Source organism: Alistipes ihumii AP11, assembly GCF_025144665.1.
Lineage (GTDB): Bacteria > Bacteroidota > Bacteroidia > Bacteroidales > Rikenellaceae > Alistipes_A > Alistipes_A ihumii.
Window position 1 is genome coordinate 1,105,087 of the sequence record NZ_CP102294.1, and the last position, 12,886, is coordinate 1,117,972.

Below are 12,886 nucleotides of genomic sequence, written 5' to 3' on the forward strand. Positions count from 1 at the left end.
TATTAGATAAATATGAGGCCAGAGGAGATTCAAAATAGGATAATAAACGGAAGATGTGAAGAGGTATTAAAAGATCTTGATGATGATAGTATTGATTTCATTCTAACATCCCCGCCATATGCTGATAAAAGAGATTACGCTATTGAAAATACTTCTTCATCTCCTGCAGAATATCTTGATTGGTTTAAGCCAATGGCAAAAGAGATTCATCGTGTTTTAAAAAACAATGGAAGTTTTGTTTTGAATATTAGTGATAAGGTAGTAAATGGCATTCAGCAAATATATGTTTTTGAATTGGTTGTATATCTTTGTAGAGAACTCCATTTTCATTTAGTACGCGATTATATTTGGTATAACCCGGCAACTCCGCCCAATATTTATTCTACGGGGAAATATGGGAGAACAAAAAAATCTCATGAATATTGTTTTTGGTTTAGTAAATCTATGAAGTGGACTTTTAATATGGATCCGATTCGGAAACCTTATAGCAAGGATATGCAGAAGTTTCTTGACGGTAAAGGGAAAGGGGGGAGAACTGAGAATACTCGCCCCAGTACCCATAATTTTAATTGTGGAGTAAAATGGAAAAATAACGGAGGGTCTGATCCCGGAAGTGTAATTTCTATTGGCAATACGAATAGTAATGATTTATTCTTTAAACTTTGTAAAGAAAGAGGAGTGAGTCATCCGGCAAGATTTCCAGAAAAGCTAGCGGCATTCTTTATTCTTGCTGGAACCAATGAAGGCGATATCGTTTTGGATCCTTTCTCTGGTTCAGGAACAACTTGTTTAGTTGCAAAACTGTATAATAGACGTTGGATAGGAATTGATGCTAATAATGATTATTGTGAACTCGCAACATTAAGAATTGAGCGTGAGGAGAATGAAAGGGAATAATAAAGAATATATTGTTGAATGTGTAGATGGAGCAAAAGGAATTTTGTCTCTTCCTGCGAAATCTATCAAATTGGTTTATGGGTCGCCTCCATACCCCAATGCCGATCGTAATTACGGTAATTGGTCTTCTGCGGAGTATATAGATAAAATATCGCCTTTTATTGATGCTGCTTGTGCTAAGCTCCGTGACGATGGTTTCTTGGTTATCAATGTTAAAGCCAATAGAGAAAAACCGCGCAAAGGAATAAATAGTACTCGGTCCCTTATTGTCGAAAAATTGGCGATTGAATTGGAGGAAAGATGGCATCTATATTGTGTGGACATTGAAATATGGATTAAAGATAATCCTGTCCCTACGGGTCTCCGTGTAGCTTGTCAAGATGCCTATGAACAGAATCTATGGTTTTCTGTTAGCCCACAATGGAAAATAAATATTGATGATATTCGAAGAGAATATGATGCAGAGACATTAAAGGCGTATGCTCATAATGAATTTAAACCTCGTGCTAATGGGCTTTCTTATGTAAGGAAAGCCAAACATATAAAACCGAATCCCAAAGGGGCGCTTCCTCTTAATGTTATAAAGGGAAGTGTGTCATCAAAACAATCAGAGCATCAGGCTGTGCAACCAGGGTATCTTCCTGCTAAATATATTAAAGCATGTACGAAGGAAGGAGATTTGGTGGTTGATCCATGGCTTGGATCCGGAACTACTGGGTATGAGTGTTTGAAACTTGGACGACGTTTTGCCGGATATGACATTAGCAAGGAGTATGTTGAATATTCGAGTCATTCATTAGATATCTTATCGGAGGAATTGGCTATGGTAAGCAAAATATCCAAACAAAGGGAGTCCATTCAGCGGAAGTTTGTTCAGGCTTTGGGAATTGCAGTTGTGGAACATAGTGCTCTTAATGAAAGACCTTTAAGACTTAAGCTTTCGAAACCAATCCCAATCGAATTGCTTATTTATGCATTTCCTGCAACGAATCCACCAGGAGGACGGAGTATTCATGAGTATAAATTTAATTTGAATGTTCCCAATCAAGAAAAAGGACAAAAAGGTAATTTTGATTCTTCTGCATATACTCTGTTAGTCTCGTATGTTGAAGATTATGACGTATTTGTCTTATATGATGCGGAAAAACACAAGAACTTTTCTTATAATGCTAATGTCCAGTGTAAAGATGATTTAATCCTTCACGCCATGCAAGAGAAAGTTGCTAGGGGCATTAAAACAAATGGAGAGGTGTTGTATGCTGCACGGGCAGAGTATTTATCTGAGGCTATTAAAGCAAGATTAATTGGAGAATGAACAAGATGATCAAATATGAGGACCTTGTTTTAAAGAGGACATATAACAAGGTAAATGATAATATTGCAGAGGTGTTTTATATCCCCTGTATGTCTGCTGCAACCTCATATGATCGTCTATCAGGTTATTTTGGTAGTACAATTTATATAATTGCATGGAATGCTCTTAAGGATTTTGTCCATAATGGAGGTAAAATGCGTATTATTTGTTCTCCATGCTTATCTGATGAAGATATTAAAGCGATTAAAACAGGAGAGTTAGCAAAAAAAGATGAAATCTTGCATCGTGCGTTAGTAGAGGAAATAGACTCTCTTTTTGCTAGTAGCGATTTAGAAAAACCAAGTCAAGTCCTTGCGTGCCTAATTGCTATGAATGTGATTGAAATAAAAATTGCGTATGGAGAAGGAGAAGGTGATATTAAACGGCTTTTCCATGATAAAGCAGGTATATTCTATCAAGGTGATAATGCTATAATGTTTAGAGGTTCATTAAATGAAACGTTTAAGGGCCTTTCTGATGATGGAAATTTTGAATCAATAGATGTATTCACTAATTGGCAAGAAAGCAATGACCGAGAAAGAGTTGTAGATACTCAAGATTATTTTGAAATGCTTTGGAACAATAAAGCTCCAAGGATAGAGATAACCCCATTGCCGGAGGATATTAAAATTCAGTTTAAAGACAAAATTGCTAAAGTACATTGGGAAACATTAGTCGAAGAGATTAAGGTTAAAGTCGATTTGGCGCGATATTGGTCTGCCGATAAGTCATTCAAGAGGTTGCCAAGAAAGCATCAAATCGATGCGTTGGAAAAATGGGTAAAACAAGAGCATCGTGGTATTTTTGAACATGCGACTGGTAGTGGTAAGACATATACTGCAATTTGTGCAGTAAGGAAAGCTTTAGAAGAACATAAGAGCATTATTGTTTTAGTTCCATCAACTGATTTATTATCGCAGTGGGATAAAGAAATAAGACTTGCTTTGTCGGATGTTGACCTCCGAATTATTTTATGTGGAGATGGTCATAATGCATGGGATAAAGAAGGTGTGTTAGAGGCAGCAACGCAAAAAAATGATAAAAGCAATACGATTGTCGTATCAACAATGGATACGGCTGTTATGCCAAGATTCATACAACGAATAAAACAAGGGGCGCATTTGTTTGTTGTTGCTGATGAAGTCCATAGAATGGGTAGCTTAAATAGACGAAATTTTTTCGTAATAGATGCTGGTTGCCGCTTGGGGCTTTCTGCAACTCCTCGTAGATATGGTGATCCTGTAGGAACTCAAGCTATTATAAAGTACTTTGGAAAAATAATCGAACCGCCATATACTTTAAAAAATGCCATTGATGATCAGGTGTTAACTCCTTATTATTATCGGCCTAAGGTTGTGCAATTGTCCTCATTTGAGCAGCAAGCATGGAATGAACTTACGGAGGAAATAGGTATACGATATGCGAGGTGTGCCCATGATACATCATATTCTTTGTCCAATGATCAGTATATGCAATCTCTTTTATTAAAAAGATGTCGTATTATCAAAAAGGCAAGTGGAAAAGTCGCATTGGCAAAGCAAATACTTGAGAAAGAATATAGTGGTGGTCAGAGGTGGATTATATATTGTGAAGACAAGGATCAATTACATGATGTATTAAAAGAAATATCAACAATCCCAGATATAGATGCATATGAATATTATGCAGATATGCCAGGGGATAGGAGTGCAACATTGAACTATTTTAATGATTGTGGTGGAGTAATTGTTTCTATAAAATGTTTGGATGAAGGAGTTGATATTCCCGCTGCTACACATGCCATAATTTTGGCCTCCTCACAGAATCCGAGAGAGTTCATTCAACGAAGAGGTCGAATTTTGAGGAAATATGCAGGGAAGTATTATTCTTGGTTGTATGATGCGGTTGTTGTCCCTGACTTTTCAGATGGGGATGATGAAATTAGACGGAATAGTATGGTCGTGATAGAGTTGGCTAGATGTATACAGTTTGGAATGTGGTCAAAAGATCCGTCTTGTATTACTCAATTAAGAATTATTGCATTACAACATAACATAGATGACACATTACTAATTGATATTGGATATGAAAATGAGTGACGAATTAAATAAGATCAGGGATATCTTAGAAGAAATCCGGTCGAATGAACATCCTGGCATTCCTTTACAACTTATTGAGGCTGTTCTCAATGCTCAGATTGAGAATATGGATGATAGTTCTAAATCACAAAATACTATTCGAATAGTTATAGATAACGCTATTAAATCGAAGTCATAATGTTACGAATTAATAAACTTATCATCGACAACTTTGGCCCATACCAAAATAAGCAGATTTTGGAGTTACCTATCGGTGATGGTGTTACATTTGTTTGGGGCGAAAATGGTGTGGGAAAGACTTCGCTACTTAATTGTATTCGTTTTGCCTTATGGGGAATCGTATACAATAGAAATTACGAGGAGTGCCAATTAGCAAAATTCGTAAATATTGACGCTGTTGAGGCTCAAAAGAATATGAGTGTTAAGCTTTTTATGACATATGATAATGAAGAGTATGAACTTACCCGTATGCTTAAAAGGCTGCCAGGCACTTCTGGGAAAAATGATTCGGATTATGAGCATAAGTTATATCTAAAACATTTTGGTTCTATGATGAGCCAAGATGAAGCAGAACACTTCCTTAACACAGTTTTGCCAGAAAAAATATCTCGTTTTTATTTGTTTGATGGCGAATTATTAAGACAGTATGAGAATCTTCTTGATGATTCATCATCAAGTGATGTTATCAAGACTTCTATCGAAAATATTTTAGGTCTTCCCATTCTTGAAGGGGCAAATAAAAACCTTATTAGTATAACTACGATATACCAGCAGGCATACACGAAGGTTTCAGCAGCGAACGAGAGAACAAAAAATGATTCATCTGCTCTGTCCGGGTTCTTATTACATGATGAAGAACTTAAGAAATCTCTAAACGAGATGAAAGAGCAAAAAAAGAGACTTCAAGGAGAAATTTCTGAACTTGAGGATGCTTTTGCTGCCAATCAGAGGTATGCTGAATTACTTGTTCAAGAAAGAGAAAAAAGATCTCACATTGAGACAAATCGTCTGCTTTTGGAGAATGACGTAAAAGATCTTAAGGCGAAAATGAAATTTGCCTGGGCTGTTATTTTTGATAAAGTTATTCAAGAGATTATTGATACAAAGAATGAAGAATTAAATTCTCTATTGTCCCACATTGGAGATATTAAGACGAAAGAGGTTATTGTTTCAATATTGGACAGAATTGTTAATGGAGAAGTTTCATCGTGTCCGATATGTAATAATAATCTAACTATTGAAGATTTATCTAGCTTGCGTGAAAACTTGGCAATTCTAAAGAGCACTATTAAATCAAAGAATTCTGAGGAAATAATGTATGCCAAGCAAATTATAGACAGATTTAGTGGCTTCAAAAGGAATGTTGATAAAGAATCCCTCATAAAATTATTAGATAATGTTAATTCTAAACAATCTGCGATAAGTTTGGATGAGGTTGATTTAGCTGAGATTAAAAAGAAAAAAGCAAGTTTTCATAACTTATCTACGGATAAAGAAATTTTGGAGATACAGCCAATGTATAAGAAAAAACTCCAAGAATTGACTTTGTTGGAGGAGGGCATAGCTAAGCAAGAGGCGGAGATTTCAGAAAATCAGGCTTCAATTGATAAATTAAATGCTAAGATTTTAAAACAGTCAAATGCTGATGGCAAAAAGGCTTCTGAAGATCTTGCACTTTGTAAGGCCGTTCAAGAAATATTTGAAAAGGCCGTGTCGAAGTTTAGAGAGGATTTGAAATCTCGAGTGCAAGCTGATGCTGAAGATATATTTACAAAGATATCCCACATGCCAGCCTATACGGGGTTGAAAATAAACGATAACTATGGACTTGAGATTGTGACAAGCAATGGACGGGTTGTCCCCAATCGTTCAGCTGGATATGAACAGGTTGTGGCCCTTTCCCTTGTAGGAGCTTTGCATAAGAATGCACCTATCTCAGGTCCCATTGTTATGGATTCTACATTCCAGAGAATTGATCCGAGGCATAGGAATAATACATTGAGATCGTTACCTGTCCTTGGGGAACAAATCATCGTGCTTGCATATCCGAATGAGGTTACTCAGAGTGATGCCAAAGAGTTGTTGTCGGGAAAATACTTGAAAGATATTCATCTTGAACAAAAATCTGAGTTTGAAACAGAAATAAAGTAACCATGGAAGATTTAGTACAATTTAGGCTTTCTTCTATAGCCACAGAAATCGCTAATGATTTTGCAGAAGAATATTTTTTTGATGATAATCAAGATGTTGCAAAGTTAGGGATGGCTTATGCCCTAAAATATTGTCGTGATGAAATAGATATAGAGTCTCTTATTGCGAGCAAGGTGCAGTCGGATATTTATAATAATAATGGCTCAAATTATAGTGCTGGTGGAATTGACCCTGATGGCAAGATTGCCACCGTTGTAAGAGAAATATATCCCAACTGTGCTACACCTTATAGATATGTGAGAATTTTAATGATTTATGGGCTTGTCAAACTCAAAGAGAAGGTATCTTCTAAAGAAGAATTTATTACTCTTATTAAAGAGATGTAGATTTTATGCAAACAATCGCATAAACTATACATGATAAATCAGTATTTATGCCGAATGAAATTCAATTCATATTATACAATCTTCCTGAAAAGGAAGGTAAGGTGCAGGTAATCATCAGGGATGAAACCCTTTGGTGTACCCCAAAGGCGATGGCTCAACTTTTCGGCGTGGATAGGACAGTTGTTTCCAAGCATCTCAAAAATATATTCGAGTCGTCTGAGTTGCAGCAGGATTCAGTATGTGCAAAATTTGCACATACTGCCGAGGATGGCAAGATATATAACACCCAATTTTATAACCTTGATGCTGTTATCTCGGTTGGGTATCGTGTAAATTCACTACAAGCTACTCGTTTCCGTCAATGGACTACGAAAATCCTGAATGAATACATTAAAAAAGGGGTTGTTCTTAATGAAGACCGTTTGAAGCAAGGTGAAACGGTGTTTGGGCAGGATTATTTTCAGGAGTTGCTTGAACGGATACGTTCCATCCGTGCCAGTGAGCGTAGGATATGGCAGAAGATTACGGATATTGAAGCATTGACTATGACAAAGACTCGCCAACTACACACGATTTCTATGCGATGATTCAGAATCGGTTTCATTATGCAATTACAGGGTAGACGGCAGCCGAAATTGTGTATCACAATGCAGATCATACCAAAGAGCATATGGGTTTGACTACTTGGAAGAACTCTCCCAATGGACGCATCTTAAAATCGGATGTTACTGTTGCAAAGAACTATCTGCCAGAGAAAAAGATAAAGGAATTGGAACTTGCTGTATCAGCATTCTTCGAATATATTGAAAACCTTATTAGACGTCGGAACACTTTCAGTATGGAGCAATTCTCTGAAAGTGTAGCTAAGTTCCTCTCATTTATGGATTATCAGATTTTGCCAGATAAAGGACGTATTTCTGCTGTTCAGGCAAAAGCCAAGGCGGAACAGGAATATGATATTTTTAATCTTACTCAACCGATTGATTCTGATTTTGATAAGCAAATCAAAGGGGTGTTAGAGCAAGGGGAGTAAAAGTTAGCTTTTGACACAATACAGAATAAAGTCTCAACCGATAGCAATCCCTATCCGATTGAGACTTTTCGTTTATTTACCTCTATCCAAAAACTTCTGTACTATTAACGCTATACCAATCTCCAGAATACAACCAATAACAGCCTTCCAAATCAATCTGGAATGCAAAATCTCTGCATTAGCCACTATCATGCACACGAAAAAGGAAGATAGAGCGACTACAATGATAATCAAAATGTAGAATGCCGTATCTGGAATGGGGATGGCATTGTCGGCTTTCTTCATTCTTCGCTCGGCTTCCTTGCATTTGCTCTCAATCTGACTGAGAAAATCACATAGAAGCCTTGCTCCAAATTCAACTGCCATCTTCTGCATTTCTTCAGAAATGATAGGTTTACACTCTCGTATAGAGCCGGACAGATTTTCAACTTCTGTTCTCAGCTTATATACATTGTCATTCAGGCTGGCAAGTACCTTGGCATTTACATCGAGTAGCCGTTTTTCTTCTTCCAGATATTCATTCTTGGGAGTGGCTTTTATGGTTTCCGCTTCATTCATTTCAGCTGTGAAATCAAATTTCTCCTTCATGGCTTATCGTTTTAGTCCTGTTTTCGGTTTCTTCCCTAACGAACGGCTGGCGGCACGAGCGCATCTGCGAGCCCATTGCAAATCGTCTTCGTCCTTGTCTCTCCACGGAAGGTCGCTTTGTGAGCCTCCACCGGTTGTTACGTCGGGGGTATCTATCAGTCCGACAAATATAGCTACAGCCATATCGGTAAGTTCCTGACAGTTGGCAATAAACCTGTAATCAAATTCGTCATTGAAACAGTCAAGTACTTTTTCCGGAATATAAAATCGATGTTCCTTGCCTTCATAAGTAAAGACATAAGGAATGATATTCTGATGGCCTGGGCGATATTGGGTATAGTCAATAGGATCAACCTTATGTGTCGCTACCTGTTGAACGGTTTGGGAAGTATTATTTCTAATGACGGAAAGTTCTTGAAAATGAATATTCAAAATGATACAGAAATAACTTACGATAGGGTGGCACCCGAGTATATCTACAGCCCGGTCCTGCAACAATTTTTGGCAACGCTGTTGCCATATTATCATGGCATAATCACGATTTTAACGATACCAGGAGGGTAATGACTAATATTGACAATTATGATCGACCAATCTTTCTCTGCCGAGAATTTCGAAAAGATATTTAATATTGAGAATCGCAAAGGTAATATTAATAAAGATACTCTACCTACGGAGTATATTACTCTGCTTGTTCGGATAAAAGAAATAAGAGAAAATATCAACGAGTTGCGAGATAAATATAGACGCGAAGAGATCTCTAAAGATGACTTTCTGAAGGAGAGGGATGCTCAGAATGACAAGATTAAAAAGCTTCAGTCAGAAAAAGAAACCATTCTATATGAAAATTTGAAGAAGATCAGCGAGGAAGTTAATTCATCGAAGTTTCGATTTGATTTTAACGTTGGCGACCATAACGGGAAACCTACATACGAAATTGGGAATAATGTTGCTCAATTTTATGCAATTAAACAGTTGCAATACAACATACGAAAAACATTTAAAGTCAAACAAGCAGACCGATATCGAATTCTAAAACAGATCAAACTCTTGCTGTCTGATGGTTTTCCCAAAATAGTTATTAGAACTGATATCGAATCTTTTTACGAAAGTATTCCTCAAAAATAAGTTGCTAAACAAAGTTCTGGACAGCACTTTATTAACCCACAAATCAAAGCAGTTCATTTCCAACATTATCACGGAGTATGAAAAACTAAAAGATAAGAGTCTGGAACGCTCTGGATACGGAGTGCCACGCGGGGTGGGAATCAGTGCATATTTGTCAGAGTTATACATGAGTGATTTTGATCGAGACCTTAAATCAATTGCCTACGTGACATTCTATGCTCGCTATGTGGATGATATCTTTATTATAATAACACCGCCCTCGAAAACGGATGATACAGACTATCAGAAACCTGTTGAAGATATTTGTACAAAATTTGGCCTTACAATGAAAGTAGCCAAAACTAAAGTGGTTAAAGTTATGGAGACTACACCGAAGCAAATCTCTATAGATTATCTTGGATACTCTTTTGTGCTTAATCAATGTAAGCTAACAATCAATTTAACTCGCAGTAAGACAGAAAAGTATAAAGACCGAATAATCAAAGCTTTTGATTGCTATAATACAGAGCAAATACAACGAAAGAAGAGCACGTAAACTCCTTTTTGATCGCTTACGTTTTTTATGTGGAAACACCAAACTATTAAACAGTAAAGAAGGGATAAAAGTAGGCGTATACTACTCAAACAGTCTTCTTGAGGAATCAAATTTGAGTAGCTTAAAGGCACTGAATTGTTTTCTAATGAGAATGGTATATACTAATCTCAAGCCCCATTGTGAATATAGTTTTGATGTTAATAAATTGAAAAAGCAGATTGTTCGTCGTTTCGATTTTTATAACGGATTTAAGCAAAAAAGATTTCATAATTACACCGCCAAGGAATTAATAGAGATAAAGAAAATATGGTAGTATGAAATACAGAAAAAAGCGGATACGGTTGAAATATAAAAAGGAGAGGGTTATACTTTCCGATGTATTACCATACGAAATGATTCCTTTTCTGGTTAAAGGTTACGAACAATACGTATTTATGCACCGGATTTCAATGAAAATCCCTCTCGTGTCGAATTATACTGCTTTCGCAACATTTCACCGTAGCAGACAGATTACATAAGCGTTTTGTATTGTACCATTTAGGTGATAAAATCAATACAAATATTTTAATTGTATCCTTTAGGGTATTGTTTTCCCCTCATTATTGATTATGCCCGGTAAAATATACTGTGGGGTAATTACCTTCATGGTATGTATATCCGGCATCTTAATGCGATGCAATTCCCCGACACTGTTTCAGAACGGTTGCTGCCGCAACCATATAGCCATAAAGCGGTCGTAGACGATATAACCGTCCGCCGTTTTGTAGACCATTTCCCGGTCGATCAGCCTTTTGAGGGCGCTGTTCACGCTGCTGGCCGCCCGGAGTCTGTATTCTGTAATGAAATCCCCGGAATTGATCTCCCTGACGCATCCGGCTTTGGCGATGGCCTTAAGCAATCGAATATTGCTCGCCGGATAAGCCGCCAGCAGGTTCTCGTACGTATAGGTCGATTCGGCGACCACCTCCCCAATGGCATAGTCTGTCATTCCGATATCCGGGTTTTCGGTATATCCGTAAAGCCGGTTGAGCAAGACCTGGATATACCATGTATGCCCGTCGAAAGCGTCGTAAAGATACCCGAACGTCTCTTCGGCCAGTTTCCTGCCCTGCCGGGTGAAAAATTCGGCTGCGAAACGATAATATTCTTCTCTGGTTATCCGGTCGATGACCTGCGTTTGCGTACTCTGGTAGAAAGGACGTTTGGCCGAATGGAACATCTGCTGCATGATATGCTGCTTGCTGCCGGCGAATATGAAATTGATATTCGGGACGAACTGGATGTACGAGCGTAACAGAGCCTCGGCCCCTTTCTCCGGATATTCCGCGATCTGCTGGAATTCGTCGATAGCGATATAGCACCGCTTCTCGGACGATCGCAGATAGTCGAATATCTCCCTGAGCGTGGCTTCCTCGGATGAAGGAACAATGTCGATGGTGACTTTCGGCTGTCCGGTCAGCTCGTCGAACGTAAATACCGGGCGGCAGCTTTTGATGAACTTGCCCACGCGACCGAGCGCCTTTTGCGGAACAGAGTCCAGCTTACCGAGTACGGTACCGGCGAAAAGCCGGATGAAATCGCCCAATGACTGTGTCGAATAAATATCCATATAGAACGTCACGATATCCGGTTCCTGTTCACGGAGTTTGTAGAAAACATTTTTGACCAGGCCCGTTTTTCCCATACGGCGCGGAGCGATCAGCGTCACGTTCCTGCCGTTGTACAACGCCCGGATCATGGTTTCAGTCTCCTGCCGCCTGTCGCAGAAATATTCCGGGCTGTGGTATCCGGTCACCAGAAAAGGATTGTTCGGCTTCATATCATTACGTTTTATTTGTTACTCATTTATCGTTACACAAATTACGCAACAATATTTATGATTACCAAATATCACCTGATCGAACTAAAGGAGACGGTACAAACCGAAACAATTATAAAATGTATACTGATATGGCTTTTGCAAATCACGTTTCACACCGTCATTGTAATAAGTACGATGCAAAGAATAATTTATCACCATTCCCATTAACGGATATGGTGGCAAGTGATAAATATATTCGATTTTATGTCATAAGCTTTTGAAATAAAAAAATATTTACTAATTTTACAATATCGTTCTAAAGAAAGGTTGAGTGCGTCAAAATTTAGTATCCCAAATCGTACCACTTGGCTTGTTTAGATAGAAACACAATCCATAAAGAGCTGGAAATAAGATAAATGCAAGAACGAGGTTAAAGTCTCGTTTTCCGCTCAGAAGCAGTTGGAAACAACTGCTTTTTTATTTTCAACGTATACCATTTATGCGTTTGAAAGCACGGTGCTCCCCAGCGAAAAATTGACAAGAACGGTTTTCGGGGGGAACCGGTCGCAAGAAACGAATCCCGACCTATTAAAAATCGGGCAATATTTACCTTAACCGTCGAAACGGTTTTCGTTCCGAGACTATGTCTGCTAAACCCAAGAACGAATTCGTCATACAATACCGTTGCTCCATCTCATTTCGCTTTCCTTCCTAACATATAATCCGAAAATTTCTATAAACGTACGCTCGTCGCCGGACTCACCGTATGAAAGACGCACAAAGCACATTCTTATATTTCCCAGCCCGGTTACCGTATAAGGTCTCGCTTTAGCGACTTGCGGACACAGCAGCCCATTCCGGCACACGGATTGTTCAGAAGTCCGGGACGGAGCGCTCGCTCCGCCGCATGGAACGCAACCAAATACCCTACGAAA

General features: G+C 38.3%; 10 protein-coding genes and 2 pseudogenes. 9 read left to right on the top strand and 3 right to left on the bottom strand.

Annotated elements, in window-relative coordinates:
* Nucleotides 1–12 precede the first annotated feature (12 nt).
* The 7 genes and pseudogenes from NQ491_RS04485 to NQ491_RS04515 all read left to right on the top strand — a co-directional run bounded on the left by NQ491_RS04485 (nucleotide 13) and on the right by NQ491_RS04515 (nucleotide 7,899).
* Entirely contained in the window at nucleotides 13–897 is an 885-nt protein-coding gene (locus NQ491_RS04485) for a DNA-methyltransferase (RefSeq protein ID WP_074431132.1), read from the top strand.
* Entirely contained in the window at nucleotides 884–2,212 is a 1,329-nt protein-coding gene (locus NQ491_RS04490) for a site-specific DNA-methyltransferase (protein WP_081587427.1), read from the top strand. Before NQ491_RS04485 ends, NQ491_RS04490 begins: the two co-directional genes overlap by 14 nt.
* Nucleotides 2,209–4,329: a DEAD/DEAH box helicase family protein gene (locus NQ491_RS04495; RefSeq protein ID WP_074431133.1), complete on the top strand. Its 2,121-nt coding sequence runs from the start codon at nucleotides 2,209–2,211 to the stop codon at nucleotides 4,327–4,329. Before NQ491_RS04490 ends, NQ491_RS04495 begins: the two co-directional genes overlap by 4 nt.
* Nucleotides 4,316–4,507 carry a hypothetical protein gene (locus NQ491_RS04500; protein WP_019246397.1) on the top strand — a complete coding sequence of 64 codons (192 nt, stop codon included), beginning with the start codon at nucleotides 4,316–4,318 and terminating at the stop codon, nucleotides 4,505–4,507. The genes NQ491_RS04495 and NQ491_RS04500 overlap by 14 nt, the downstream gene beginning before the upstream one ends.
* Nucleotides 4,507–6,480: an AAA family ATPase gene (locus NQ491_RS04505; RefSeq protein ID WP_019246398.1), complete on the top strand. Its 1,974-nt coding sequence runs from the start codon at nucleotides 4,507–4,509 to the stop codon at nucleotides 6,478–6,480. The genes NQ491_RS04500 and NQ491_RS04505 overlap by 1 nt, the downstream gene beginning before the upstream one ends.
* Nucleotides 6,481–6,482: 2 nt before the next feature.
* Entirely contained in the window at nucleotides 6,483–6,866 is a 384-nt protein-coding gene (locus tag NQ491_RS04510; protein ID WP_019246399.1) for a hypothetical protein, read from the top strand.
* Nucleotides 6,867–6,913: 47 nt separating this feature from the next.
* Nucleotides 6,914–7,899: pseudogene (locus NQ491_RS04515) on the top strand (virulence RhuM family protein).
* A 72-nt stretch (nucleotides 7,900–7,971) separates the two neighbouring features.
* Here the strand turns inward: NQ491_RS04515 and NQ491_RS04520 are convergent.
* Nucleotides 7,972–8,487, bottom strand: coding sequence for a hypothetical protein (locus NQ491_RS04520; RefSeq protein WP_019246400.1), 516 nt, complete (start codon nucleotides 8,485–8,487; stop codon nucleotides 7,972–7,974).
* 3 nt (nucleotides 8,488–8,490) lie between these two features.
* Nucleotides 8,491–8,913: pseudogene (locus tag NQ491_RS04525) on the bottom strand (relaxase); the annotation flags it as partial.
* Nucleotides 8,914–9,069: 156 nt separating this feature from the next.
* On the opposite strand from NQ491_RS04525, the gene NQ491_RS04530 reads away from it, so the two are divergent.
* Complete coding sequence (locus NQ491_RS04530; RefSeq protein ID WP_026089724.1) at nucleotides 9,070–9,615, top strand: hypothetical protein; 546 nt, start codon at nucleotides 9,070–9,072, stop codon at nucleotides 9,613–9,615.
* A gap of 1 nt (nucleotide 9,616) precedes the next feature.
* A complete protein-coding gene (locus tag NQ491_RS04535) occupies nucleotides 9,617–10,150 on the top strand; it encodes a reverse transcriptase domain-containing protein (protein ID WP_026089725.1) in 534 nt (177 codons plus the stop codon).
* 694 nt (nucleotides 10,151–10,844) lie between these two features.
* Here the strand turns inward: NQ491_RS04535 and NQ491_RS04540 are convergent.
* On the bottom strand, nucleotides 10,845–11,969 hold the full coding sequence (locus NQ491_RS04540) for an AAA family ATPase (protein ID WP_019246402.1): 1,125 nt from the start codon (nucleotides 11,967–11,969) through the stop codon (nucleotides 10,845–10,847).
* Nucleotides 11,970–12,886: the final 917 nt, after the last annotated feature.